Genomic DNA, 25867 nt, shown 5'->3' with positions numbered 1-25867 from the left:
TCGGTGCTCCAGGTGGATTAAAGCCCTCCAGATGGCCGTGACACAAATCACACCCAATCGGTCTAGTATTTAAACTCCCCTTCAAATGGACTTACGCTTAGCTACGACCCACTAACCCATTGAAGTGATAGTGGGAAACAGGGCTCCAGAATTGCCGGCATCTTCCCCTAGTGTCTCACCCGAGGGGCCAACTAAGAGATTCGAGGAATACAGCCAAAGTCAGTCGTGGCACATACTTCACCCCGCATCTAATTGGTCTCTTATTTTTGGACACAGCGATTCAAGCCGACAAGAAGAGGGCATTCAGTGTTCATTGACAAATGGAAGAATAGAACGCTGGTAGGCCCAACTATCATCGCAAGCCTGGTGCTATCCAGCGGCGCTACTGCCACTGCGGATGCCGTGGATCCTGCTGATCAGTCGAAGAAAGTCCAGGCCGCCTTGGTGACCAAGAGTTATAACATCGAGGTCGCCAACGCGCACGGCTACAAGATCGTCCTGGTGGATGGCAAGCAGACTTCGGTCAAGGTCAGCGATCAGCCGATCAAGCAGGACGGCATCAAGCCCTACCAGGATGACCCGCAGGTCATCGCAGCTGGCGGCGAACCGGTAGTCGGGGGTAGCTGCGGGGTCTCCTTTCTGTACTACACAGCGAAGGGGAACCGCAAGGCTGACGTCTACACCGGTTTCGACGTCTGGCCTGCACCCGCCATCGAGTTCTACTGGGAAGTCTCAGTCACCGACAGCATCGGCACCGGAGTGGGCACATGGGGCTATCCGGTGAACAACTGGAACTGGGAAACATACTGGGAAACCAGCCACGGCCCAACCGGGTATTCGTTGGCGAAAGTATCGGGCGGATGGGCACTTCTGGCCAATGGTCAGGTCTGTTACTCGGGCGGCCCCTGGCAGGATACCAATCTCTACTAACTACCATCCTTCTAGGATGGAAGCAAGCAGGAAGATTTATTCCTCGGAAAATCCGAGCGTCGTGATGAATTAATCACCTGAGGAAACTCATGCTCGTGGGGGTGCCGACTCGCCTGGCGCCCCCACGAGCATGACTGATACCGTAACGAACACAGTGGAGCACTCTGCACAAGATGCACCCCTCCGAAGGAGTGAAATTATGCATCATAGCGGCAGATGGACGATAAGGGAAGGACTGGGAGATAATCTTCGGATCGCCCTGTACGTCCGCGACACCCTCGGCCTCGTAGACGGTTCTGCATTCGCCATACCACCGCTGGTACCGAACGTTCCCACCAGCAACCAAGCGGAACAGCGTGAGGCCACGACCCAGGCCTGGAACGTCTGGTTTCACCAACTACTGACCGTTGAGCCTCCGGTAGCGTCAGATGAGCCACGCACGCTGCTGTTGAACGCCGCACCAACTCCGACGCTGCGACCTATGGTCGAAGAACTAATCGAAACTGCGTCGCTCTGGGTTGAACAGCGCAGAGCCGACCACATAAAGAACTTCCAAAGACAGAGCCATGAACAACGAGTAGCGCTTTCCCGCTTCGTCGACGAGTTTGAGCGTTCCCTGGGGCGTGGTGCGGCTCCCTTCGCACTCCACATCACCACTCTTCCGGTTGCGGGGCACTGGGCACACCGCGCCCGTCGTGATCACGTGCTCCTTAGCGAGGAAACCCGGTGTAACCCGCAGGAACTGGAAGCGGTATTGACGCCTGTGCTACGAGAGGTGGCCTGATCTAGCCGGCTCCTCCAGTGATGGAGTCGGCTAGCGACCCGCGCTGGTTTTGAGACGTGACCATGACAGGCGGTGAGATCCACGATTGGAATGTGTGTCGCACGAGACCGGTGATCGTTTTCCGGGTGTAAAGGAATCTGTCATTCAAGTGGTGGATGACTTCTACGCGTCGGAGCGGGCCGAGAGGTTGGCGATCTCGTCAGCTCCGGATGTTCCAGGTGTGGCGGTGGGCGTCAATCCGATCTTCGTGGCGTACCAGGCGAGCACGTGCAGCGCCACGGCCAGCCCGGCGCCCCGCACTCCGCCGAGCAGCAGCTGGCGCACCCAGTCGTAGGCGCTGACCTGGCTCACCGGATCGGTGAGACCCAGACCGGCGCCTGCGGCCGCGCCCACCGCGACCGCCCCGAGCGCCCAGCCGCGCACCGCCCCCGACAGCCGGCGCCACGACTCGCCGTGCTCGCGCGGGGCCCGCCGGTACCAGGCCACGGCCACCGCGGCGAGCACCAGCAGGCCGCCCAGCGAGGACACGTACCCGATCACGTTGTACAGCCGGTGCGGCCCCACCACCGACACGCGCAGCAGCGGCCAGTGCCGCACGGCCGCCCCGTGTGTCTGGGTGAACGCGTCCCAGACCGCGTGCGTGGCCGCGCCCACCACCACCGACCCGGCCCCGACCAGCCAGCCGAGTCGCGGTGTCGCTGAGGCTCCCGCCTGGCTGCGCCAGCCGATCCGCGTGAACCGACCGGGCGGTGCTGTTCGCGCGCCCCACCCCGCGGGTGCCAGGGCCAGCAGTGGGGCGAGCACCAGCCGGCCGAGCACCACCAGCAGCGCACCGAGCAGCAGGTCCGCCCCGACCAGGCCCACCACCGAATGGGTGGTGTCCGGGCCGCCGGGCAGCGGCAGGTAGTAGGCGATGTCCGGCGCGACCGAGCCGGCGACCAGGCCGGGAAACCACAGCACCCGGCGCAGCGGCAGCACGGCCGCCGGATGGGCGAAGGTGAACGGCACGCTGCTGGCCTCGCGTTTCTCCTGGGGTGGTCCCGGCGGGAAGCGCTCACCCTAGGTGGTGAAAGATCCAGTTCCGGCGGGCACAACCGGCCACCGGCGGATGTTTCCAAACGCCGCCCCGGTTGGCATGATGCCTTGACGAGCAGGTATACACCTCCGATCGCCGCGTCCCTCCACAGTGGACGAGGCTTTGTCCCGTGTTCGCCCCGACATCCCCAACCCCACCGCCGCAGTTCGCCCGCGTGCCCGCGCGGGCGCGTGCCGACCAGGGAGGGCCACCCCATGCACGACGACAGGACACTGGTGGAGCAGCGGTTGGACCGGGTGTTGCGGGAGCGGATCCGCCCCGCCGTGTACGCCGAGTCGGTGCCGCTGGAGGTGGCGGTGTGGCACGCGCCCGGCGAACCCGTCCCGGTGGCCGACGGCCTGGCCGCCGACTACCGGCCCGCCCGGGTGGGTGACGCGTGGGGGCCGGCCTGGGGCACCAGCTGGTTCCGCGTCACCGGCACGGTGCCACCCGAGTGGGCCGGGCGCACCGTGGAGGCCGTGCTCGACCTGGGCTTCACTCAGGACCTGTCCGGGTTCTCCGCGGAGGGCCTGGTCTACCGGCCGGACGGCACGGCGGTGAAGGGGCTGAACCCGCGCAACACCTGGGTGCGGATCGCCGCGCCGGCGCGCGGCGGCGAGCGGGTGCTGCTGCACGTGGAGGCCGCGGCCAACCCGCTGATCCTGCCGCCGACCACCGCCCTGGGCGACCCGCTGACCGCCGGCGACGCCCCGCTGTACCGGCTGGCCCGGATGGACCTTGCCGTGTTCGACGAGCCGGTGTGGGAACTGGTGCAGGACCTGGACGTGCTCGGCCAGCTCATGCACGAGCTGTCGGTGGACTCGCCGCGCCGCTGGGAGATCCTGCGGGCGATCGAGCGCTGCCTGGACACCCTGGACCTGGACGACATCGGCGGCAGCGCGCCGGCAGCGCGCGCCGTGCTGGCCCCGGCGCTGGCCGCGCCCGCGCACGCCAGCGCGCACCAGCTGTCCGCGGTCGGGCACGCGCACATCGACTCGGCGTGGCTGTGGCCGCTGCGCGAGACCGTCCGCAAGGTGGCCAGGACCGCGGCCAACGTGGTCGCGCTGATGGACGAGCACCCGGAGTTCGTGTTCGCCATGTCCCAGGCCCAGCAGCTGGCCTGGCTCAAGGAGCACCGGCCCGAGGTGTACGCCCGGGTGCGGGAGAAGGTGGCCGCCGGCCAGTTCGTGCCGGTCGGCGGGATGTGGGTGGAGTCGGACACCAACATGCCCGGCGCCGAGGCGCTGGCCAGGCAGTTCGTCCACGGCAAGCGGTTCTTCCTCGACGAGTTCGGCCTGGAGACCCGGGAGGTGTGGCTGCCCGACTCGTTCGGCTACTCCGCGGCGCTGCCGCAGCTGGTCGCGCTGTCCGGGTCCACCTGGTTCCTCACCCAGAAGATCTCCTGGAGCCAGTTCAACAAGTTCCCGCACCACACCTTCGCCTGGGAGGGCCTGGACGGCACCCGGGTGTTCACCCACTTCCCGCCGGTGGACACCTACAACGCCGAGTTCACCGGCCGGGAGCTGGCCCACGCCGTGCGCAACTTCCAGGACAAGGGCGTGGCCAGGCACTCGCTGGTGCCGTTCGGGTTCGGCGACGGCGGTGGCGGCCCCACCAGGGAGATGCTGGCCAGGGCCGCGCGCCTGGCCGACCTGGAGGGCTCGCCCCGGGTGCGCGTCGAGAAACCCGCCGAGTTCTTCGCCCGCGCACAGGCCGACTACCCGAACCCGCCGGTGTGGGTGGGTGAGCTGTACCTGGAGCTGCACCGGGGCACCTACACCAGCCAGGCCAAGACCAAGCAGGGCAACCGGCGCAGCGAGCACCTGCTGCGCGAGGCCGAGCTGTGGGCGGCCACGGCCGCGCTGCGCACCGGCTTCGCCTACCCCTACCAGGAGCTGGACCGGATCTGGAAGACCGTGCTGCTGCACCAGTTCCACGACATCCTGCCCGGCTCGTCCATCGCCTGGGTGCACCGGCAGGCCAGGCAGACCTACGCCGAGCTGGCCGAGGAGCTGCGCGCGCTGATCGCCTCAGCGCAGCGGGCGCTGGCCGGCGAGCCCGGCGCGGGCACGCTGGTGTTCAACGCGGCCCCGCACACCCGGTCCGGGGTTCCCGCCGGCGGCGCGGGCTTCGTGGCCGGCCCGGCCGGTGACCCGGTGGCCGTGCGCGAGCAGGACGGCGGTTTCGTGCTGGACAACGGCCTGCTGCGGGTGGTGGTGGACGCGCGCGGCCTGGTCACCTCGGTGTACGACATCGCCGCCGAGCGCGAGGCCGTCGCGCCGGGGGCCGCAGCGAACCTGCTGCAACTGCACCCGGACCTGCCCAACAACTGGGACGCCTGGGACGTGGACCCGTTCTACCGCAACACCGTGCGGGACCTGACCGAACTGGACGAACTCAGCCTGGTGGTCAAGGACGACCCGGAACTGGTGGCGCTGCGGGTGGTCCGCTCGTTCGGCGCGTCCACCGCACGCCAGGTGCTCACCCTGCGGGCCGGCGCCAAGCGGCTGGACGTGGACACCGAGGTCGACTGGTACGAGCGGGAGAAGTTCCTCAAGGTGGCCTTCCCGCTCGACGTGCGCGCCGAGTCGGCCACCGCCCAGATCCAGTTCGGCCACGTGTCCCGGCCCACGCACACCAACACCTCGTGGGAGGCGGCCAAGTTCGAGGTCTGCGCGCACCGGTTCCTGCACGTGGGCGAGCCCGGCTGGGGCGCGGCCCTGGTCAACGACTCCACCTACGGCCACGACGTGTCCCGGACGGTGCGGCCGGACGGCGGCACCACCACCACGGTCCGGCTGTCCCTGCTGCGCGCGCCCCGCTACCCCGACCCCGAGACCGACCAGGGCACCCACCGGTTGCGCTACGCCCTGGTGCCGGGCGCGGACATCGCCGACGCCGTGCGCGAGGGCTACTTCATCAACCTGCCTGAGCGCACCGCACCGGGCGGCGCCCCGGTCGAGCCGCTGGTGCGGATCAGCGACGACGCCGTGGTGGTGGAGTCGGTGAAGCTGGCCGACGACCGGTCCGGGGACGTGGTGGTGCGGCTCTACGAGGCCGGCGGCGGCCGGGCCAGGGCCCGGTTGAGCACGGGGTTCCCGCTCGCCGCCGCCACCGAGACCGACCTGCTGGAGCGGCCGCTGCCCGCCGCACCGCCCCACGCGGTCAGCGACAACGGCGTGACCCTGACCCTGCGGCCGTTCCAGATCCGCACCCTGCGGCTGCGCCCGGCGCGCACCGGCTGACCGCTGCCCCGGCTCACCCGAGGGACAAGCCCTGTTCCTCCAGCGCCTGCCGCACCACGCGCAGCGCCTTCGGCCCCACCCCGTGCAGCCGCGCCAGCTCCGCGGCCGGCACACCCGCCAGCTGGCGCAGCTCGGTGTACCCGGCCGCGACGAACGCCCGCGTGGCCGGCGCGCCGATGCCCCGGGGAAAGCCCGTTGTCGACTGTTCGCTCACCCGGCCATGCTCCCACCCCGCACCGACAGTCCGGGGTCACCGCCGACCGGGCACCCGACTCGGTCGTGGTCGTGGCGCGGGTCGAAGCCGGTCGGTGTCGACGTCCAGGGGCGGGTCGAAGGCCTTCGCGACGTCCTGCACCAGGAGCAGCCCCCGGTCGGACCGGCCAACCGGGACGTTGGTGACGAACAGGCTGTCGGTGTTGTCAGAGTGGCGTCCAGGCCGCCGGCACCGGGGCCGACGCGGAACGAGCCGAGGTAATCACTGTCGTCCGCGCGCTCGTCCACCGCGTAGGTGCTGTCGCCCTGGCTGGACACGATCAGGTAACCCTCGTCGTCGGCACCGCCGCGGCAGAGGGTCAGGCCCTCCACGTCGGCGCTCAGGTGCCGGCCGCCGAACCCGGGGTCGGCGCCACCGACCACGCACTCGTCTCAGCGCGGCGCGCCCGCCGCCCCGGGATCCGGTGCCTCGGCATCGGGCGCGCGCCGGCGCTCGGTCGTCCGGATCGCCGCGCGCAGCACCTGCCGCGCCGTGTCCAGCCGCCTGGCCTGTTCGTCCAGTTCGGACAGTTGTCGGTGCAGGGTGTCCAGCACACCCGGGCAGGGCCGCAGCTGTCCGTCGCCGGACGCGCACGGCAGCACCTGGCGGATCACCCGGGTGGGCAGGCCCGCCGCCAGCAGGGCGCGCACCCGCCGCACCACGTGCTCGGCGTCCGCGTCGTACTCGCGGTAGCCGTTGTCGCGCCGCCACGGGGCGAGCAGGCCGACGCGCTCGTAGTAGCGCAGCAGGCGCTCGCTGGTCCCGGTCCGCCGCGCCAGCTCGCCGATCAGCATCGTCCCTCCCGAGTGGACCCGACTTGACCCTCCAACGGTGTCAGGGTTCAACACTCGCTCCCACCGGGGGCATTCCCCGCCCCGAACACCCCACGAGGAGTGATGATGATCATCGACGCGCACAGCCACGTGCACGACCCGCTGGACCGGCACATCGCCCTGCTGGACGAGGCCGGGGTGGACCGCGCCGTGCTGTTCCCCACCCGCCCGCACCCCGAGCGCGCCACCGACCTGGCCGCGCTGCGGCGGGAGCTGGGCGCGCTGGACAGCGCCCTGGCCGGGCGCGGCGACGCCGACGGCTACCAGCGGGCCTGGCGGGAGCTGACCGACGCGCTGGCCGCGCACCCGGACCGCTTCCTCGGGTTCCGCTCGGTGCGCCTGGACCGGCCCGCCGCCGAGGTGGCCGAGGCGGTGCACCGGGACGTGGTCGGCCAGGGTCTGCGCGGCGTCGGCGAGCTGACCCCGCCGCCCGGCCGGGCCGACCTCCTCGAACCGGTGCTGCGCGCCGCGCACGAACACGGCGGGCTTCCCGTTGTGGTGCACGGGTTCGCGCCCACCACGGCGGCGGACCTGCGCACGCTCGCCGGGCTGGCCCGCCGCTACCCGAAGGCACCGCTGGTGATCAGCCAGCTCGGCGGGCTGAACTGGATGGAGGCCATCGAACTGGTGCGGGACACACCGAGCGCGTACCTGGAGCTGTCCACCGCCTACCTGGTGTTCGCGGTCAGGCTGGCGGTCGCCGAGATCCCCGAGCGGACGCTGTTCGGCTCGGACGCCCCCTACGGTGACCCGGTGCTGGCCAGGGCGACGGTGGAGCGCGTGGTCGCGCCGGGCGAGGTGCGCGACCGGGTGCTCGGCGGCACGCTCGCCGCCCTGCTCGGCCTGGCCTGACACCGGCGCCGTACCACCCCGGATCGCTGCAAATCTTTTCACCGGTTCTCGCCCGACGGACTACCCGGGATTGCGTCCAAAGCCCGCGGAGATGCGTCCCACCAGCCGTTGACCACCGGTTGTCCAGTCAACTAATTTTCGCAAGAGTTCCCAGCGGATGACCCGGCGGTTTCCAGTGGTTTCCGTCGGGTCCCGCGTCGCAGGGCACGGCCGGACAAAGGAGTACCCATGCCGTTCGCCTTCGCCGTTCACCGCCCCCGCACCCGCACCCGCACCCGACGCTCCCGCGCGGCCAGCGCGCTCGTGGCCGCGTTGGCCGCGGCCTGCCTGGGCGGTGGCCTGGCCACCGCGCCCGGGGCCGCCGCCACCCCGCCCGGCGCCAAGGACGTCACCGCCGCCCTGTTCCAGTGGCGGTTCGACTCGATCGCCAGGGAGTGCACGCAGACCCTGGGCCCCAAGGGCTACGGGTACGTGCAGACCTCACCGCCGCAGGAGACCATCCAGGGCACCCAGTGGTGGACCTCCTACCAGCCGGTCAGCTACGCCGTCGCCGGCCGCCTCGGTGACGAGGCCGCGTTCCGCGCCATGGTGGCCACCTGCCACGGCGCCGGCGTGAAGGTGATCGCCGACGCCGTGATCAACCACATGACGTCCGGCTCGGGCACCGGCACGGGCGGCACCCGGTACAGCAAGTACACCTACCCGGGCTACTACCAGGACTGGGACTTCCACTCCTGCCGAGGCAACATCTCCGACTACCGCGACCGTGACAACGTGCAGAACTGCGAACTGGTCGGGCTGGCCGACCTGAACACCGGCAGCGACTACGTCCGCACCACCATCGCGGCCTACCTGAACAAGTTGATCTCCTACGGCGTGGACGGCTTCCGGATCGACGCGGCCAAGCACATCGCCGCCGCCGACCTGGCCGCCATCAAGGCCAAGCTCAGCAACCCCAACATCTTCTGGGCACAGGAGGTCATCTACGGCGCCGGCGAGGCGGTCCAGCCCACCGAGTACACCGGCATCGGTGACGTGGACGTGTTCCAGGGCGCCTACGACCTCAAGCGGATCTTCACCACCGAGAAGCTGGCCTACCTGAGCAACTGGGGCACGGCCTGGGGTGCCGGCTACCTGTCCGGCGACCGGGCCCGGACCTTCGTGGACAACTGGGACACCGAGCGCAACGGCAGCACCCTCAACCACAAGTACGGCAACACCTACACGCTGGCCAACGTCTACCTGCTGGCCTGGCCGTACGGCTCGCCCACCGTCCACTCCGGATACGAGTTCGGCGACAACGACGCCGGCCCGCCCAACGGCGGCACGGTCAACGCCTGCTACCAGGACGGCTGGAAGTGCCAGCACGGCTGGCGGCAGATCGCCAACATGGTGGGCTTCCGCAACGCGGTCGCCGGCACCCCGGTGACCAACTGGTGGTCCAACGGCAACAACGCCATCGCCTTCGGCCGGGGCGACCGGGGCTACGTGGTGATCAACCACGAGGGTGGCGCGATCACCCGGACGTTCCAGACCTCGCTGCCCGCCGGCACCTACTGCGACGTGCAGCACGGTGATCCCGTGGCCGGCGGCGGCTGCACCGGCACCACCCACACGGTGGGCGCGGACGGGACGTTCACCGCCACGGTGGGCGCCGGTGACGCGGTCGCCCTGCACGTGGGCGCCCGCTGAGACCAGCCGGGCCGGCGGGGGCGGCGCGCCGCCGGTCCCCGCCGGCCCGGCCTACAGTTCCCGGGTCACCGGCCAGCAGGGAGCGCGCATGCCCGACACGCCAGCACCGCCAGCAGCACAAGCACCGTCGCCACTGCCGGACCTGTCCGGCCGGGTCGCCGTGGTCACCGGGGCCTCCGGCGGGATCGGCACCGGCATCGCCCGCCGGTTCGCCGCCGCCGGCGCGGCCGTGGTCGTGCACCACCGGGCCAGCCCGGAGCGGGCCGCGGCCCTGGTCGAGGAGATCACCTCGGGTGGTGGCCGGGCCGTGGCCGTGGCCGCGGAGCTGCGCGCCGAGCGCGCGGCCGAGGTGGTGGTGGGCGCCGCCGTGGCCGCGTTCGGCCGGCTCGACGTCCTGGTGAACAACGCCGGCGTCCAGCCGGTCACCCCGCTGGTCGACCTCACCGCCGCGCAGTGGCGCGAGGTGCTGGCCAGCAACCTGGACACCGCTGTGCAGCTCACCGCCGCCGCCGCGCGGAGGATGATCGACCAGGGCGGTGGCGGCGCGATCATCTCCATCGCCTCGATCGAGGGCAGCCGGCCCGCGTTCGGCCACGCCCACTACAGCACCGCCAAGGCCGGAGTGATCATGCACGCCCGGGCCGCCGCCCTGGAGTACGGGCGGCACGGCATCCGGGTGAACACGGTGTCCCCCGGCCTGGTCGACCGGCCCGGCCTGGCCGCCGACTGGCCGGACGGGGTGGCCCGGTGGCGCGCCGCCGCTCCGCTGGGCCGGCTGGGCACGCCCGAGGACGTGGGCAACGCCTGCGTGTTCCTGGCCTCGCCGCTGGCGGCCTGGATCACCGGCCACGACCTGGTGGTGGACGGCGGCGTGTCCGCGCACCCGTCCTGGTGAGCCGGACCGCCGTGCGGCGCGCCGCTACTTGCCCTGGTGCTCCGGGTGGAACTGGTAGAGCTGCTGGGACAGGTCGGCGAACACCTCGCGCCGGCGCACCCACGCGGCCGAGTCGGCGTCCGCGTCCGGCTTCGGCCCCAGCGGGTTGACCAGGTCGGTGACCGCGTACTCCAGCCGGTAGGCCAGCAGCCGGCCGGCCACCGCCAGCCACTGGCTGGGGTCGGGCGAGGGCGGCGTGCCCATGGCCACCCGGAACCACATCGGGATGCCCACGTCGTGGGCCAGCACCTGCTCCACCCGCCGCCTGGCCAGCTCGGCGATCTCCACCCGGGCCTTGTCCCCGGCGGCGATGGCCTCCTGCCGGCCCGGCTCCTCCCGGATCCGGTCGTCCTTGGCCAGCCGCTCGCTGGCCTGGCGCACCGCGTCGGAGCGCGCGCCGATCCGCCAGGTGAGCTGGTGCACCTCGTGTTCGAGCACCTCGCGGTCGGTGCGGCTGAGCTTGGCGGTGTTCAGCTGGGCCCGCACCTGCTCGTTGCGCTCCCGGAACCCGGCCAGCTCGTCGACCTGCTGGCGCAGCGCGTCGCGCACCGAGTCGGCCAGCACGGCCTGCTCGACCTGCCAGGCGTGCCGGAGCACCGCCACCACCGGTTCGAGTTCCCCGTCCACCGCGTCCATGTCCACGGTCTGGCCGCTGCCCGCGCCCAGCAGGCGCGCCTTCACCATGGTCAGTTCGGCCCGCAGCCGCCGCAGCTCCTCGGCGAGCCCGGCGCTCTGCTGCACCAGGCTGGCCACGGTCGGCTCGACAGCGTCCAGCCGCTCCTTCTCGGTAGCCACGCGCACCTCCACCATCTGGCCGTCCGCCGCGGCCGGGCACCGCCCGACAGCGGCCGGCAACGGGTGCCGGCGGCGCCGGCACGGGGACCTGACACATAGGGAACCCCGCCCGCTGAGCCACGCCCAACGGGCGTACCGGACTATCACCTGCCCGGCCGCGCAATCCCCACTGATCAGCCCAACGCCCACCACTGCCCGTGACGGGCACCGCGTCAGCGTCGCGGCCCCGGCTCGCACGCTCGGCCACCCCGGCGACGAACGGCCGGCGCCCGACCGGAGGAGCGGCTACTGCCCGTGGCCGCGCGGCGAACCCGCTGGCCGCGGCCGACGGCGGACGCGCTAGGACTTGACCAGCCGCCCGATGGCCGCGCTCGCCTCCCGCAGCTTCTCCTCGGCCACCGGGCCGCCCTCGGCCACGGCCTGGGCCACGCAGTGCTTGAGGTGCTCGTCGATCAGCCCCAGCGAGACCGCCTGCAGCGCCTTGGTGGCGGCGGCGATCTGGGTCAGCACGTCAATGCAGTACTCGTCGTTCTCGATCATGCGCTGCAAGCCGCGCACCTGTCCCTCGATGCGGCGCAACCGCTTGAGGTAGTCGTCCTTGTCGGCGGTGTATCCCCGCATCCTGCCTGCTCCTATACGGTGCCTGGGTATCGCCGTCCAGGATAGGCGGCCGAGTGGGCGGCCCGGGTCGACAACCGCGCGAGCACCGGGGTGCTCGGGTAGGTTTTCGTTGATGTACGAAGGCTTCGCGCTCGACCGCATCGACGTCGGCCAGGCCGTGCTGCGGGTGCGGCACGGCGGCCAGGGCAGCCCGGTGCTGCTGCTGCACGGCCACCCCCGCACCCACGCGACCTGGCACCGGGTGGCGCCGCTGCTGGTCGCCGCCGGACACACCGTGGTCTGCCCGGACCTGCCCGGTTACGGCGAATCCAGCAAGCCGGCGAGCACCCCGGACCACGAGCCCCACTCCAAGCGCGCCATGGCCAGGGCCTGCCTGTCGCTGATGCGCTCGCTCGGCCACGAGCGCTTCGCCGTGGTCGGCCACGACCGGGGCGGTTACGTGGCCACCCGGCTCGCGCTGGACCACCCCGAGGCCGTGACCCACCTGGTGGCGCTGGACATCGTGCCGATCGGCGAGGCACTGGCCCGGTGCGGCGCGGACTTCGCGCGGAAGTGGTGGCACTGGTTCTTCCTGTCCCGGCCGGCCCCGCTGCCGGAGCGGGTGATCAACGCCGACCCGGACGCCTGGTACGGGCACGGCTCGCCCACCTGGCTGGGCAGCGGCCCGGAGCGGATGGGTGCCGAGGCGTGGGCCGACTTCCAGCGCGCCATCCACGACCCGGCCACCGTGCACGCGATGTGCGAGGACTACCGGGCCGGGGTGGGCATCGACCGCGAGCACGACGACGCGGACCGGCGGGCCGGCCGGCGGGTGGCGTGTCCGACGCTGGTGCTCTGGTCCACCGGCGACGACCTGCCCGACCTGTACGGCGACGTGCTCGGGGTCTGGCGGGCGTGGGCCGAGGACCTGCGCGGGCGGGCCGTGGCGTGCCCCGGCCACCACCTCGCCGAGGAGGTCCCCGAGGAACTCGCCGCCGAGTTGCACGGCTTTCTCACCACGTGAGCGGGACGCGTGCGGCCGGCGCGCCGGTCCTGTTCGCCCGCTGTCCGGCCTTCACATCTCGACCGAGTTGACCAATATCCGCACTATGGTCGTTATGTTGCCCGGCCGCCGACAAACATCGACTCCGGAAGCGCCGACCAGAACTGCCGGCAGCATTGTCCGGTCCGGCGAATAACGGTGTTGCCACGCCCCCTCGGTTGACCGGGTATTCCCGGCCGTGGACTAGGGTAGAACTCAGGGGTGTCAGAAGATGGCCCAAACATGGCGCGGACCTGGCACACTAAACAAAGGACGTACGGAGGAAACGTGGCACAGCAGACCGTCGTCGAGCTTATCGACGACCTGGACGGGGGGCAGGCGGAGGAGACCGTTGGCTTCGCGATCGACGGGGTCGAGTACTCGATCGACCTGTCGAGGGAGAACGCCGAAAAGCTCCGCGGCATTCTCAGCGAGTACGTTGACCACGCACGCCGGGTCGGTGGCCGCAAGCAGCAGCGCAAGGCGGCGAAGACCCCGGTCAAGGCCAGTGGCAACGGCAGCGGGGACAAGGCGTACAACCAGGCCGTCCGGGACTGGGCGCGCAGCCAGGGGCACGCCATCTCCGACCGCGGCCGCATTCCGCAGAACCTCATGATGCAGTTCAAGGAAGCGAACGCCTCCTGATCTGATCGCTTTACCGGCGGGATGGGGAATTCCGCCGCGGTCCGGTCACCCCGATGATGCGGACCGACACCGAAAGTCACCGTATCCTCACTGAGGATAAGCACCGGATATCGACGGCGAAGTCGATCAGCCGGACAGCAGACGTGGTGGATGGCCCCCGGAGCGCACTTCGGGGGCCATCTTCACATGCCGGTCGCGGCACCCGCGGATCTGCCACAACCAACCGTGACCGACCGTGTCCGCCTTTCCTCGTGGGGAAATTCCACCGGTCCTTCGGCGGGCTGTCGGGTGACCATCGAGAAGACCGTCACCTTGCGTAGTTGGGCAATGTGCCACCCGGCCGGGCCGACGCGTTGTCCGATCCCCCTGATCGATTCCGCGGCATCGGCTCGACCCGGTCGCCACGCACTTCTCCGGCCGCTCAGCTCACCGCCTGACCGGGACTGTTGAGCGCCTGCCTGAGAAAGTCGACCTGGAGCAGCAGCAGGTTCTCGGCGACCTGTTCCTGTGGCGTCATGTGGGTGACGCCGGACAGCGGCAGCACGGTGTGTGGTCGACCGGCGGCCAGCAGCGCCGAGGACAGCCGCAGCGTGTGCGCGGCCACCACGTTGTCGTCGGCCAGCCCGTGGATGATCATCAGCGGCCGGGACAGCGCGGGCGCGTCCGCGATCAGCGAGTTGCGCTCGTAGACCTCGGCCCGCTCGGCGGGCTGGCCCAGGTAGCGCTCGGTGTAGTGGGTGTCGTACAGCCGCCAGTCGGTGACCGGGGCCCCGGCGATGCCGGCGTGGAACACGTCGGGCCGGCGCAGCACCGCGAGCGCGGCCAGGTAGCCGCCGAACGACCAGCCGCGAATCGCCACCCGGCTCAGGTCCAGGTCGGCGTGCTGCTCCGCGGCGGCGTGCAGGGCGTCCACCTGGTCGGTGAGGGTGGCCTCGGCGAAGTCGAAGGCGATCGCCCGGTCCCAGTCCGGCCCGCGCCCCGGACTGCCCCTGCCGTCGGTGACCAGCACGGCGAAGCCCTGGTCGGCCAGCCACTGCGAGGCCAGGTACATGTTGCGCGCGGCCAGCACCCGCTGCGCGTGCGGCCCGCCGTAGGGGTCCAGCAGCACCGGCAGCCGGGCCGAGCCCGGCTGGTGTCCGGTGGGCAGCAGCAGCGCGGAGCGCAGCCGGCGCGGCGTGGTGACCAGCGCGGTCAGGTTCGGGGTCAGCGGCGGCCGGCTCGCGTGCGACCGGACGGTCACCGCGTCGGCGGTGTTCCCGCCGGACAGCACGGTGGCCCGGCTGCCGAACCAGTCCGGGCCGGCCGACACGAGCACCGTGGTGGTGCCGCCCCGCGCGGCGCTGTGCACACCCTCCACAGTGGACACCTGGTGCACCAGGCCGTTGGCGTAGTCGGCCCGGAACACGTGCACCTGGGTGGGGTCGTCGGTGGACGCGGTGAACAGCACGTCGGACTCGCCCACGTGCAGCACCGCGCGCACCTGGGTGGTGGCGTCGGTCAGCTCGTGTTCGTCCACCAGCAGCCGGTAGGCGCCCTCCCGCGCGCAGATCCGCACCAGCCGGCCGTCCGGCGTCCACGCCGGCACCCCGGGCATGATCTCCACCCAGTGCGGGTCGATCTCCTCGCACAGGACCTCGGTCCGCCCGGTGGCCGGGTCGACGGTGAGCACGCGCAGCGTGCGCTGGTCCCTGGACTGCACCACCAGCAGCGGCGGGCCACCCGCCGACCAGTGCGCGGTGACCAGGTAGGGGAACGCGTCCCGGTCCCAGGCGATGTCCTTGCGGCTGGCGTCCAGCCCGATCACGGCGGCGCTCACGGCGGCGTTGGCCGTGCCGGCCGCCGGGTAGGCGACCTCGGTGGCCGGCCGGTCCGGGTTGGCCGGGTCCGCGATGTACCAGCGCGCCACGGGCGCGTTGTCCACCCGGGCCGCGATCAGGCGCTGGCCGTCCGGCGCCCACCAGTAGCCCCGGGTGCGCCCCATCTCCTCGGCCGCGATGAACTCGGCCAGCCCCCAGGTGACCTCGTCGCCGTCCGGCTCGGCCAGCACCCGGTCCTCGCCGCCGGCCAGGTCGATCACGCGCAGCGCGCCGCCGCAGACGTAGCCGACCCGCTGGCCGGTCGGGTCCGGCCGGGGATCGAGCACCTTGCCCTCGGTCGGCAGTTCCCGCACCCGGCCGGTCTCCGGGTCGACCACGAACAGCTCACCGGACAACGCGAACGCGACCACCCGGTGCTCGCGGTCGGTGGCGTAGCTGACGATGCCGGACGCCTGCTCGCGGGTGCGCTCCCGCCGGGCCCGTTCCTCGGGCGGCAGGTCGTCGGCATCACCCCCGCCGAGCAGCGCGCCCGGGTCGACCAGCTGGGTCTCCTCGCCGGTGGCCACCCGCAGCGCCCACAGGCCGTGCTCGCGGCTGGTGCTCGACGGCGAGCGGAGGAACAGCACCCGGGCGCCGTCCGGGGACACGGCGAAGGTCCTCGGCGCGCCGAGGGTGAACCGGAGTGTCTTGGCCTGCAGCCTGGGAAAGGAGATCTCGTCGGTACCCACGAGACGCCACCCTCGCAGATCATCCCGGCCGACCGCCAGCCAGCCACCCCGTCCGCCATACCACTCCGGCGTCGGCCACCAGCCCGGTTCCCACGATCGGGTGCGCGGTTGTGCACAGCCCCCGGGGTTGTCCACAGCCCGATCCGCGCCCCTGGGCCGCAGGGGTGGGCGCCGATAGGCTGGAGCGGGGCTCGCCCCCCGGGACGGGTGGGGGCTGGACTGGGCACGGTTGAGCTGGCCGAGCCGGGGTGGCTGGCCCCGCTGGGGTGGGCGGCCCCGCTGGGGTGGCTGGCCGCGCGGTGCGGGTTGGGCTGGCAGGGGCTGAACCGGCCGGGCTGGCGGCCTGGCCCCGTTCACCCGACCGCGGGGACGCGGTGGTCACCGGGCCGTGGCGGTGCCAAACCGCCAGCCGTCACATCGCCGATCGAGCCGCAGGACCGTCAGCCACGCGCCACCAGCCGTGCGCCACCGATCGGGTGCGGCCGACGCGGCGCCGCGCTGTCAGCTCGCACCTCCTCCGACGGCCTAGGCCGGGGCGAGTCAGCCAGGGGAATCCAGGACACGGCGAACCAGGGCGCGAGGGACCGGGACAGGGGGGACCAGGACAGGGGGACCAGGGTGGACCAAGGTGTGGGAACCAGGGCGCGGGGGACCACGGGTGTCGCGGGTCGCCGGTCACGGCGCCTCGGTGCGGCGGCCCACGCCCGCGTAGAACGAGCACGGCGGGTGCGCGGCCGCCTCGTCGGTGTCCTCGGGCGTGTCCGGCCGCCAGTCCGGGCAGAACACCAGGCCCGGGTCGACCAGTTCGAACCCGCCCATCAACCGCTCCACCTGAGCCCGCCCGCGCAGGGTCACCGGATTCTGGCTGTTCTTGTAGAACTCCGCCGCGTGCGAGACACCCGGCAACTCGTCATCGCTCACGTGGGACAACACCAGATAACTCCCCGGTGCCATGGCTTCCCGGTAACGCGCGATCATCTCGACCGGGCGATCCGCGTCGGGAATGAAGTGCAGCAGCGCGACCATGAGGACAGCCACCGGTTCGTTGAAGTCCAGTAGCCGGGTCACGGTTTTCGAGTTCAGCACGCCGTGGACATCGCGCACATCAGCGAGCGCGATTCCCGCATTCGGATTACCGGCCAGCAGCAGTTCCCCGTGCGCCACGGCGACCGGCTCGTTGTCCACGTAGGCGACCCGGCAGCGCGGGTCCACGCGCTGGGCGATCTCGTGCACGCTGCCGAGAGTGGGCAGGCCACAGCCGATGTCCAGGAACTGGCGCACGCCCTGGGACACGCAGAACCGCACGGCCCGGCCGAGGAAGGACCGGTTGACCCTGGCCAGGTAGGGCATCTCGGGCAGCGCCTGGTAGATCCGGTTCGCCAGCTGGCGGTCCACCGCGAAGTTGTAGTTCCCACCGAGGTAATAGTCGTACAGGCGGGCCGCGCTCGGCGTGTTGAGGTCAACGGTGGCCGGGGCCCACACAGGTCGTTGTTCCATTGGTCACCTCGTTAACGTCGTTGAAAGTCCCGTCATATCGCGGTACAGCCTACCGACGAAAACAATTACGCCAACGGTCGACCCGACCACCCCCGAACGGCCTAACCGGTCGGCGTCTCCAGCTTCTCCCGGCCTGGAATATCCCGGGACAATGCGACAAGTCGGGATATCGCCCGGAGGTATTTCTTCCGATAACCACCGCGCAGCATTTCCTCGGTGAACAGGCTCGACAGGCGCTCCCCGGACACCGCCACCGGCACCGCCCGGTCGTAGAGCCGGTCGCCCAGCGCCACCAGGCGCAGGGCCACGTCCTGGTCCGGGGCCGCGTGCAGCCCGCGCAGGTGCACCGCGCTCACCCCGGCCACCAGTCGCCCGTACTGGGACGGGTGCACCTTGGCCAGGTGGGCGCACAGGGCGTCGAAGTCGTCCAGGCTGGCGTCCGGGATGCCGGCCGCGCTGGCCGCCAGCTCCTGGTCGGTCATGGGCTCGGGTGCCTCGGGCAGCCCCCGGTGCCGGTAGTCCGGACCGTCCACCCGCACCACGGCGAACTTGCTGGCCAGCGACTGGATCTCGCGCAGGAAGTTGTCGGCCGCGAACCGGCCCTCGCCGAGCTTGTCCGGCAGGGTGTTGGAGGTCGCCGCGACGAACACCCCGGCCGCGGTCAGCTCGCTGATCAACCGGGTCATCAGCATGGTGTCGCCGGGGTCGTCCAGTTCGAACTCGTCGATGGCCAACAGTCGGTGCCCGGACAGCAGCCGCACCGCCTGGGTGAACCCCAACGCCCCCACCAGGTGGGTCAGCTCGACGAAGGTGCCGTAGGCCCTGGGTTCGGGCACCGCGTGCCAGATCGAGGCGAGCAGGTGGGTCTTGCCCACGCCGAAGCCACCGTCCAGGTACAGCCCGGGCTTCCCGCTGGGCTGGCTGCCGCCGCCCCCCAGCAGCGAACGCAGCCAGCCGCCGCCCTGACCGCGCCTGGCCGCCACCCGCTCGGCGAAGGCCTGGCAGGCCTGCACCGCCGCAGCCTGGCTGGGCTCGTCCGGGTTGGGCAGGTACGTGTCGAACCGCACCTGGTCGAACCGGGGCGGCGGGACCAGGGCGGCGATCAACTCGTCCGCCTCGACGCGTGGGTTTCGGTCGCACAGGCGTAGGGCCACCATGCCCGCAGCCTAACCGCGTGCTGGGATGGTCAACGTGCACAGGTTGTGGCCATTGCCCCCGGAACCCAGCAGTGATGAGAGCGAGAACACCCCGAAGGAGGTCACCCGGATCGGGAGTGCTGATGATGTCGGTGACCAGGCTCACGGCCACGGCACCGGGCTGACCGGACCGACCGGCCCGGCCGTGGACGACGCCGAGCTGGAGCGGCTCTACGCCTACCCCGAGCCGCTGGAGCGTCCCTGGGTCCAGGCGCACTTCGTGGCCAGCGCCGACGGGGCGGTGACCGTCCACGGCCGGTCGGCCGGCCTGTCCAGCCCGGCCGACAAGAAGGTGTTCCGGCTCGGCCGGGACCTGGCCGACGTGGTCCTGGTCGGGGCGGGCACCGCGCTGGTCGAGGGCTACCGGGGCGTCAAGGCGACCGAGGTCCGCGCCACGCGCCGCGCCCGGCTCGGCCTGTCCCCGGTGCCCAGGATCGCCGTGGTGACCGACCGCTGCTCGATCCCGCCGGACTCCCCCCTGATCACCGACACCTCGGTGCCGCCCCTGGTGATCACCCCGGCCGCCGCCCCCGCCGACCTGCGCGACGCCCTGACCGAGGCGGGCGCCGAGGTGGTGGTGGTCGGCGAGCACCGGGTCGACCTGCGGGCCGCCATGTCCGAACTGGACCGGCGCGGGCTGCGCCGGGTGTGCTGCGAGGGCGGCCCCACCCTGTTCGGCGGACTGATCGCCCAGGACCTGGTCGACGAGCTGTGCCTGACCGTGTCCCCGCTGCTGGCCGGTGGGGACGCCGCACGCGTCGCGTTCGGGCCGCTGCCGCACGACCCGTTCCGGCTGCGACTGGTGTCCGTGCTGCACTCGGACAGCTCGCTGATGCTGCGCTACCAGCGCGACCGGTGATCCCGGGCCACCGGTGGCCGCCGGGTGATCGGTCATCCGGCGGCCGGGTGACTGCCCGGGGACCGGCGGCACTCGGCCGCCGCTGACGCCCGGCGTTCGCTGCCGGCCACCGGCCGGGGTAGCTCCACAGGGGGTGGTTTGCGCTGGATCGGGCGAACGCGGGCACCCGGATTGGGCGACGCAACGCCGTCGTGCGTGTCACGGCGGAGGTCCGTCCACCGGAAGGAGTGGGTCGCATGACGTCGAGCAGTCCGTCCAGACCTGGCCCCGGCGCTGGTGCCGGCCCCGGCGGCTCCAGCGGCATCGAACTCAGTGAGGCGGGGCCCGGCCTGCCCGGGCGCCCCACCCCGCCCGGGCAGGCCGGTGCGCCCGCGCCCCGGGCCGGGGACAGCCGCCAGTCGCGGCTGGCCGACGAGACCACGCAGGGCCGCACCACCATCTCGTCGGCCGTGGTGCAGAAGGTCGCCGCCATCGCCGCCAGGGAGATCTCGGGCGTGCACGAACTGGGCGGGGCCGGCATGGCGCGCGCGTTCGGCGCGATCCGGGAACGCATCCCCGGGGCCGGCACCTCCAGCACCGCCGGGGTGTCCGTGGAGGTCGGCGAGAAGCAGGCCGCGGTCGACCTGGACCTGGTGGTCGAGTACGGCGTGGGCATCGTGGAGCTGGCCAGGGCCGTGCGGCGCAACGTGATCACCGCGGTGGAGCGGATCACCGGGCTTGAGGTGATCGAGGTGAACATCGCGGTCAACGACATCCACCTGCCCGAGGACGACGGGCAGGCCGAACCTGCGCCGAGGGTCAGGTGAGTGCGCGCCCGGTGAGCGCGCCCAGCCTGGCGGAGCGCGTGCACGACGCGGTGTTGGGACACCCGGCCGTGCACGCGCTGACCACCGGCGCCTACGGCACGGTCACCTCCTACCAGCCCGGTCGGCGGGTGGTCGGGGTGCGCACCGGAGTCGGCGGCACCCCGGTGGAGATCGCCGTGGTGCTCTACTTCGGCCAGCCCGTGCCCCGGGTGGTGGATGAGTTGCGGCGCCGGGTGCGGGAGGTGGCCGGCCCGGTGCCGGTGGACGTGGTCATCGCCGACCTGGTGGAGCGGTCCGTGCCACGGCCACGAAGCGGATCTCGGTGAATCTCGGTGAGGAGCCTGACCATGAACGGAACCCAGACCGGGTTGTTCGCCGGTCTCATCCTCGGTCTCGCCGCCACGGGCGGGTTTGCCGCGTTCCTGATCACCCTGGTGGTCGGGCTCATCGGCCTCGGCATCGGCCGCGCCCTGGACGGCAAACTCGACCTGGGTGACCTGATCGGGCGGGGGCGTGCCCGGTGAGCACCGGGCACGCCGGTCGGTCCCGTGGCCACGACGCCGGCCGGACGCGGCCGGCCCGCCCCTGGCGGGTGCCGGGCCAACCAGGGGAACCCCGGCCGGCGCCGGCTGAACCGGCACGGGCTGAACCGGCACCGGCCCAGTCGGCACCGGCCAAGTCGGCACCGGTCGGGTCAGCGGCCGAGTCGGCCGACCCGGCCGACCGGGGCGCTCTGCGCATCGACCACACCGTGCTGCGCCGAATCGTCGAGCACACCGCCGACCAGGTGCCGGGCACGCTGTCCGGCGGGTCGGCGGCGGCCGGCGGCCGTGCGGTGCCGGGTGCCAGGGCCCGGCTCTCGGGCCGTGGCACCGAGGGCCGTGGCACCAAGGGCCGTGGCACGGGGGGCCGTGGCACCGAGGGCAGGGCCGACGATGACGGCGCCGATCTGGACGTGGCCGTGGAACTCGCCCTGGTGTACCCGGCGCCGATCCGCGCCACCGTCGACGAGGTGGGTGAGCGGGTGCGCCAGGCGGTGCGCCGGCTGACCGGGCACCGGGTGCGCTCGGTGTCGGTCACCGTGTCCGCGCTGCTGCCCCGGTCCCGACCGAGAGTGGAGTGAGGCCATGCGGGTGTTGGTGCGTTGTCTGGCCGCGCTGCTCGGCCTGGCCGTGGCCGGGGTCGGGCTGGCGCTGGCCGGCGAGACCGCCTGGGCGTGGGCGCGGCCGGACGCGGGGCCGCTGGTGGTGCCCTGGCCGGCCTGGCGCGCGCGGCTGGCCGCGCTGTCCTGGGCCAGCCCGGGGGTGCGGCTGCTCGCCGCGGCCGTGGCCGTGCTCGGCCTGCTGCTGGTGCTGGCCGCGCTCACCGCCCGCCACCGCGGGATCCGGCTGCACAGCCCGGCGCCGGAGGTCAGCGTGACCACCTCGCGGCGGTCGCTGGCCCGACTGGTCGGCGACCAGGTCCGCGCCGAGGGCGGGGTGGACCGGGCCCGGGTGCGGGCCGGTGCGCGGACGGTCCGGGTGCACGCGGCCAGCCGGTTCGACACCGAGGACCAACTGCGCTCCCGGGTGCGGGAGGTGGCCGGGCAGGCCGTCGCCGACCTGCCCATGCCGCGCTCGCCGCGGGTCGCCGTGGTGGTCGACTCGGCCAGGACGCCGCGATGACCCGCGCGACGCGAACCACCCCGGCCGCCTCGGTGGCGCGGCCGATCGCCGTCGAACGCGCGGTGACCCTGGTTGTCGGCCTGCTCGGGCTGCTGGCCGGGGTGGCCGCCCTGGTGGTGGGTGCCGGCTGGCTCGGCCACGGCCGGGCCGCCCGGCCGGTGCTGGACCCGCTCGCCATGACCTGGCTGGCCGGGCACGCCGCGCTGGCCAGGGTGCTGGCCGTGCTGGTCGGGCTGGTGCTGCTGGTGCTGGGGCTGGCCGTGCTGGTCCGCGCGGTGCGGCCGGAGCGGCATCCCGCGTTCGTGCTGGACCGCTCGCCCACCGACCGGCTGCGGGTCACCCCCGCCGCCGTGGCCGGCGCGGTGCGCGCCGACGCCGAGCGAGTGGACGGCGTGGCCAGGGCCAGGGCCCGGGTGGTCGGCAGCCGCGACCGGCCGGCCCTGCGGCTGGTGCTGTGGCTGCGCGAGGGCACCGACCTGCGCCGGGTCTGGCACGCCCTGGACGCGCGGGTGCTGGAGCGGGCCCGGCAGGCACTGGGCGTCGACCAGCTGCCCACCGCGGTGCGGCTGGAACTGGACACGGCCCGCCGGCAGCGGGTCCGCTAGCCACCAGCCCGGTTCCACCGCCACCAGCCCGGTTTGACCAGGCACGAACCCTGGCGCGGGCGCACCATGGCGGGGTGCCGCCGCCACTGCGCCCACCGATCCAGCCGATGCTGGCCACCTCGGTGCCGGACCTGTTCACCCGCGCGGACGCCGACTCCGGCGCGGAGCTGGTGTTCGAACCGAAGTGGGACGGGTTCCGCTGCCTGGTGTTCCGCGACGGTGCCGAGATCACCCTGCAGTCGCGCAACGGCAAGCCGCTCAACCGCTACTTCCCCGAGGTGCTGGCCGCGCTGCCCGCGGCCCTGCCCGACCGGGTGGTGCTGGACGGGGAGCTGGTGGTGGCCAGGCAGGGCCGGCTGGACTTCGACGCGCTGTCCGAGCGCATCCACCCGGCGGCCAGCCGGGTGCGCGCGCTGGCCGAGCGGACCCCGGCCAACTACGTCGCCTTCGACCTGTTGGCCACGGCCGAGCAGGCCGTGCTGGACGAGCCGACCACCGCGCGCCGGCAGGCGCTGCTCGACGCGGTCACCCCCACCGAACTGGTGCACCTCACCCCGGCCACCACCGACATCGCCCTGGCCCGGTCCTGGTTCGAGCTGTTCGAGGGCGCCGGCCTGGACGGGGTGGTCGGCAAGCCCGCGCACGGCGGCTACACGCCGGGGCGGCGCACCATGGTGAAGGTCAAGCACGCGCGCACCGCCGACTGCGTGGTGGCCGGGGTGCGCTGGCAGACCGGCACCACCCCGGGCACGGCCGTGGGCTCGCTGCTGCTGGGCCTGTACGACCACGCCGACGTGCTGCACCACGTGGGCGTGGTGGGCGCGTTCCCCGCCGCCACCCGCCGGGCGCTGGCCGACGAGTTCGGCGCACTCGTCGAGGACGCCCCGGAGCGGCACCCCTGGCTGGGGCCGGACGCCGGCGACGGGCGCCGCCTGCCCGGTCCGGTCACCCGCTGGCGCAGCGGCGAGCTGCCCTGGATGCCGCTGCGGCTGGAGCGCGTGGTCGAGGTGGCCTACGACCACACCGAGGGCGGGTATCCGGGCCGGTTCCGGCACACCGCCCAGTTCGTGCGCTGGCGGCCGGACCGGGAGGTGCGCTCCTGCCGCTACGACCAGCTGGACGAGCCGGCCCGCTACGACCTGGCCGCGGTGCTGCGCGGCCAGGTGCGCCCCTCCCGGTGAGCGCCCGGCGCGGTCAGCGCCGCGCGCTGCGGGTGGCGCCCACGGACGCGGCGACCACGCAGCAGATGGCCAGCCACTGGAGCACGCCCAGCCGCTCGTGCAGCACGAGCAGCCCGGCCAGTGCCGCCACGGCCGGTTCCAGGCTCATCAGCACGCCGAACACCCGGGGCGGCATGCGGCGCAGCGCCTCCAGTTCCAGCGAGTAGGGCACCACCGAGGACAGCAGGGCCACGGCCACGCCCGCGACCAGCACGGTCGGCTGCAACAGGGCGGTTCCCGCGTCGAGCACGCCCACCGGCGCGACCAGCACACCGGCGAAGGACATGGCCAGCGCCAGGCCCCGGCCGTCACTGGTCTGGCTGCCCAGTGCCGCGGACAGCAGGATGTAGCCGGCCCAGCCCAGCCCGGCCAGCAGGGCGAACACCACGCCGAGCCAGTTCAGCCCGCCGCTGCCGCCCCCACCGGCCAGCAGCACCACTCCCCCGCCGGCCAGCAGCGCCCACAGCCCGTCCAGCCAGCGCCGCGAGCCGAGCACGGCCACCGCCAGCGGCCCGAGGAACTCGATGGTGACCGCCGCGCCCAGCGGAATGCGCTCCACCGCCTGGTAGAACACCAGGTTCATGCCGCCGAGCACGGCGCCGTAGCCGGCCACCACGGCGAGCGTGCGCCGGTTCAGCCGCGGCGAGGGGCGCCACACCACCAGCAGCACCAGGGCCGCGAACACCAGCCGCAACGCCACCGCGCCGGACGCGCCCACCAGGCCGAACAACTGCTTGGCCACGGCCGCGCCCACCTGCGTGGTGACGATGCCGGCCAGGATCAGCGCCGGCGGCGGCACCGCGCCGAGGGTGCGCCCGGCGATCGCCGCCAGGCCGCCCCCACCGGCCGGGGCGTCCGACATCCGATCGACGTGCGCCATCACCACGTCGGGCTCCTCTCACCAGATCAACGTCATCGGATCAACGGGGATCGCCGCGCACACCGCGGGCGATCGGACCGCGCGCCGCGCGGTGGGCCGTCCGGCCTGGTCCGGTGCGACCGGGTTTCACCCGGTGGTGGTCACTCGGGCAGGGGCGGCGGCACCAGCACGGTCATGGTGAACCGGCAGGGCTCGTCGCCCACGGCCACGTAGCCGTGCGGCTGGTCGCCGGCCAGCACCGCGGCACCACCCGCGCGCAGCATGCCGACGCTGCCGGCCACCCGCAGCTCCACCGCGCCCTCGATGAGGTGCAGCAGCTCCCTGGTGCCCGGCGCGTGCGGCTCGCTGTGATGCTCCTCGCCGGGCCGCAGCCGCCAGTCCCACAGTTCGGCCGGGGGCGTGGTGTCGCCCAGCAGCAGCACGCCCCGACCGCCGTCGGCGCCCTGCCACAGGGCCACGCCCTCGTCCGGCTCGACCACCCGCAGCGGCGGCTCGTCCACGACCTCGACCAGCCGGGCCAGGGTGGTGCCGAACGCGTCGGAGAGCCGCCAGAGCGTGCCGATGCACGGGTTGCCCTTGCCCTGCTCCACGGCCACCAACACGCTCTTGCTCACCCCGGAGCGGCTGGCCAGCGTGTCCAGGCTCCACCGGCGCGCGGTCCGGGCCGCGCGCACGTTGGCGGCGATGGCCCTGGTCACGGCTTCCTGGTCCGGCACCCGCGCTCCGTCCTGGTCGGCACCGCCGGGGATCGCCAGCGGTCGGTAGATCACACCGGCCGGTAGCGTATAGCACCACATCGCGGGTCTTCCAGCACGACGACCAGGCACGACGACCGGCTACGGCGACTGCCGGCCGCCGGCCTGTTCGGCCTTCAGCGCCGCTGGTCGGACCGGGCCCACTCACCGTGCCCACACC

Annotated in this window: 27 protein-coding genes; 15 read left to right on the top strand and 12 right to left on the bottom strand. The window is 72.6% G+C overall.

Annotated elements, in window-relative coordinates:
• Positions 1 to 306 precede the first annotated feature (306 nt).
• On the top strand, positions 307 to 930 hold the full coding sequence (locus tag LX83_RS16660; protein WP_253772307.1) for a hypothetical protein: 624 nt from the start codon (positions 307 to 309) through the stop codon (positions 928 to 930).
• 493 nt (positions 931 to 1423) lie between these two features.
• On the opposite strand, the gene LX83_RS16655 is transcribed toward LX83_RS16660, so the two are convergent.
• The gene (locus tag LX83_RS16655; RefSeq protein ID WP_253772305.1) at positions 1424 to 1633 is read right to left on the bottom strand and encodes a hypothetical protein; all 210 of its coding nucleotides are present in this window, start codon (positions 1631 to 1633) and stop codon (positions 1424 to 1426) included.
• A gap of 243 nt (positions 1634 to 1876) precedes the next feature.
• Positions 1877 to 2722, bottom strand: a complete 846-nt coding sequence (locus LX83_RS16650) for a DUF4184 family protein (RefSeq protein ID WP_253772303.1) — start codon at positions 2720 to 2722, stop codon at positions 1877 to 1879.
• Between the two features lie 282 nt (positions 2723 to 3004).
• Between LX83_RS16650 and LX83_RS16645 the strand changes: the two genes are divergently transcribed.
• Positions 3005 to 6034, top strand: coding sequence for an alpha-mannosidase (locus LX83_RS16645; protein WP_253772301.1), 3030 nt, complete (start codon positions 3005 to 3007; stop codon positions 6032 to 6034).
• Between the two features lie 13 nt (positions 6035 to 6047).
• Here the strand turns inward: LX83_RS16645 and LX83_RS16640 are convergent, their stop codons facing one another.
• Genes LX83_RS16640 through LX83_RS16630 form a run of 3 tightly spaced genes read right to left on the bottom strand, consistent with a single transcriptional unit; the run spans position 6048 to position 7081 of the window.
• On the bottom strand, positions 6048 to 6248 hold the full coding sequence (locus tag LX83_RS16640) for a helix-hairpin-helix domain-containing protein (RefSeq protein ID WP_253772299.1): 201 nt from the start codon (positions 6246 to 6248) through the stop codon (positions 6048 to 6050).
• Positions 6245 to 6670 (bottom strand): phytase, encoded by a 426-nt coding sequence (locus LX83_RS16635; protein ID WP_253772297.1) that lies wholly within the window; start codon positions 6668 to 6670, stop codon positions 6245 to 6247. Before LX83_RS16635 ends, LX83_RS16640 begins: the two co-directional genes overlap by 4 nt.
• Positions 6671 to 6679: 9 nt before the next feature.
• A complete protein-coding gene (locus tag LX83_RS16630) occupies positions 6680 to 7081 on the bottom strand; it encodes a MerR family transcriptional regulator (protein ID WP_253772295.1) in 402 nt (133 codons plus the stop codon).
• A gap of 105 nt (positions 7082 to 7186) precedes the next feature.
• Between LX83_RS16630 and LX83_RS16625 the strand changes: the two genes are divergently transcribed.
• From LX83_RS16625 to LX83_RS16615, 3 genes are all read left to right on the top strand, one after another.
• Entirely contained in the window at positions 7187 to 7972 is a 786-nt protein-coding gene (locus LX83_RS16625; protein ID WP_253772293.1) for an amidohydrolase family protein, read from the top strand.
• A gap of 228 nt (positions 7973 to 8200) precedes the next feature.
• Complete coding sequence (locus tag LX83_RS16620) at positions 8201 to 9664, top strand: alpha-amylase (protein WP_253772291.1); 1464 nt, start codon at positions 8201 to 8203, stop codon at positions 9662 to 9664.
• Between the two features lie 88 nt (positions 9665 to 9752).
• Positions 9753 to 10559: an SDR family NAD(P)-dependent oxidoreductase gene (locus tag LX83_RS16615; protein ID WP_253772289.1), complete on the top strand. Its 807-nt coding sequence runs from the start codon at positions 9753 to 9755 to the stop codon at positions 10557 to 10559.
• A gap of 24 nt (positions 10560 to 10583) precedes the next feature.
• Here the strand turns inward: LX83_RS16615 and LX83_RS16610 are convergent, their stop codons facing one another.
• Positions 10584 to 11393 (bottom strand): hypothetical protein, encoded by an 810-nt coding sequence (locus tag LX83_RS16610; protein WP_253772287.1) that lies wholly within the window; start codon positions 11391 to 11393, stop codon positions 10584 to 10586.
• A 339-nt stretch (positions 11394 to 11732) separates the two neighbouring features.
• A complete protein-coding gene (locus LX83_RS16605; protein WP_253772285.1) occupies positions 11733 to 12014 on the bottom strand; it encodes a metal-sensitive transcriptional regulator in 282 nt (93 codons plus the stop codon).
• Positions 12015 to 12126: 112 nt separating this feature from the next.
• Between LX83_RS16605 and LX83_RS16600 the strand changes: the two genes are divergently transcribed.
• Together LX83_RS16600 and LX83_RS16595 are read left to right on the top strand one after the other, a co-directional pair.
• Positions 12127 to 13017, top strand: a complete 891-nt coding sequence (locus tag LX83_RS16600) for an alpha/beta fold hydrolase (protein WP_253772283.1) — start codon at positions 12127 to 12129, stop codon at positions 13015 to 13017.
• 306 nt (positions 13018 to 13323) lie between these two features.
• Positions 13324 to 13680: a histone-like nucleoid-structuring protein Lsr2 gene (locus tag LX83_RS16595; RefSeq protein WP_253772281.1), complete on the top strand. Its 357-nt coding sequence runs from the start codon at positions 13324 to 13326 to the stop codon at positions 13678 to 13680.
• 421 nt (positions 13681 to 14101) lie between these two features.
• On the opposite strand, the gene LX83_RS16590 is transcribed toward LX83_RS16595, so the two are convergent.
• The 3 genes from LX83_RS16590 to zapE all read right to left on the bottom strand — a co-directional run bounded on the left by LX83_RS16590 (position 14102) and on the right by zapE (position 18879).
• Positions 14102 to 16225: a S9 family peptidase gene (locus tag LX83_RS16590; protein WP_253772279.1), complete on the bottom strand. Its 2124-nt coding sequence runs from the start codon at positions 16223 to 16225 to the stop codon at positions 14102 to 14104.
• Positions 16226 to 16900: 675 nt separating this feature from the next.
• Positions 16901 to 17722, bottom strand: coding sequence for an SAM-dependent methyltransferase (locus tag LX83_RS16580; RefSeq protein WP_253772277.1), 822 nt, complete (start codon positions 17720 to 17722; stop codon positions 16901 to 16903).
• Positions 17723 to 17823: 101 nt separating this feature from the next.
• Positions 17824 to 18879: a cell division protein ZapE gene (gene zapE, locus LX83_RS16575; protein ID WP_253772275.1), complete on the bottom strand. Its 1056-nt coding sequence runs from the start codon at positions 18877 to 18879 to the stop codon at positions 17824 to 17826.
• A gap of 52 nt (positions 18880 to 18931) precedes the next feature.
• Here zapE and LX83_RS16570 point away from each other — a divergent pair, with 52 nt between their 5' ends.
• From LX83_RS16570 to LX83_RS16535, 8 genes are all read left to right on the top strand, one after another.
• Complete coding sequence (locus LX83_RS16570; RefSeq protein WP_407649594.1) at positions 18932 to 19777, top strand: pyrimidine reductase family protein; 846 nt, start codon at positions 18932 to 18934, stop codon at positions 19775 to 19777.
• A gap of 329 nt (positions 19778 to 20106) precedes the next feature.
• A complete protein-coding gene (locus LX83_RS16565) occupies positions 20107 to 20583 on the top strand; it encodes an Asp23/Gls24 family envelope stress response protein (protein WP_407649602.1) in 477 nt (158 codons plus the stop codon).
• A gap of 11 nt (positions 20584 to 20594) precedes the next feature.
• Entirely contained in the window at positions 20595 to 20909 is a 315-nt protein-coding gene (locus LX83_RS16560; RefSeq protein WP_253772271.1) for a hypothetical protein, read from the top strand.
• Between the two features lie 21 nt (positions 20910 to 20930).
• Positions 20931 to 21107, top strand: coding sequence for a hypothetical protein (locus LX83_RS16555; RefSeq protein ID WP_253772269.1), 177 nt, complete (start codon positions 20931 to 20933; stop codon positions 21105 to 21107).
• Complete coding sequence (locus LX83_RS38415) at positions 21104 to 21706, top strand: Asp23/Gls24 family envelope stress response protein (RefSeq protein ID WP_253772267.1); 603 nt, start codon at positions 21104 to 21106, stop codon at positions 21704 to 21706. The genes LX83_RS16555 and LX83_RS38415 overlap by 4 nt, the downstream gene beginning before the upstream one ends.
• Positions 21707 to 21710: 4 nt before the next feature.
• Positions 21711 to 22247 (top strand): DUF6286 domain-containing protein, encoded by a 537-nt coding sequence (locus LX83_RS16545; protein ID WP_253772265.1) that lies wholly within the window; start codon positions 21711 to 21713, stop codon positions 22245 to 22247.
• On the top strand, positions 22244 to 22852 hold the full coding sequence (locus tag LX83_RS16540; protein WP_253772263.1) for an alkaline shock response membrane anchor protein AmaP: 609 nt from the start codon (positions 22244 to 22246) through the stop codon (positions 22850 to 22852). The genes LX83_RS16545 and LX83_RS16540 overlap by 4 nt, the downstream gene beginning before the upstream one ends.
• A 74-nt stretch (positions 22853 to 22926) precedes the next feature.
• On the top strand, positions 22927 to 24033 hold the full coding sequence (locus LX83_RS16535) for an ATP-dependent DNA ligase (protein ID WP_253772261.1): 1107 nt from the start codon (positions 22927 to 22929) through the stop codon (positions 24031 to 24033).
• Positions 24034 to 24046: 13 nt separating this feature from the next.
• Here LX83_RS16535 and LX83_RS16530 read toward each other — a convergent pair whose 3' ends face one another.
• Positions 24047 to 24952, bottom strand: a complete 906-nt coding sequence (locus LX83_RS16530; RefSeq protein WP_407649593.1) for an EamA family transporter — start codon at positions 24950 to 24952, stop codon at positions 24047 to 24049.
• 140 nt (positions 24953 to 25092) lie between these two features.
• Positions 25093 to 25722: a helix-turn-helix domain-containing protein gene (locus LX83_RS16525; protein WP_253772259.1), complete on the bottom strand. Its 630-nt coding sequence runs from the start codon at positions 25720 to 25722 to the stop codon at positions 25093 to 25095.
• Positions 25723 to 25867: the final 145 nt, after the last annotated feature.

It is taken from the genome of Goodfellowiella coeruleoviolacea, from assembly GCF_024171785.1.
Classification (GTDB): Bacteria; Actinomycetota; Actinomycetes; order Mycobacteriales; family Pseudonocardiaceae; genus Goodfellowiella; species Goodfellowiella coeruleoviolacea.
This window is presented reverse-complemented; position numbering and strand designations above follow the sequence as displayed.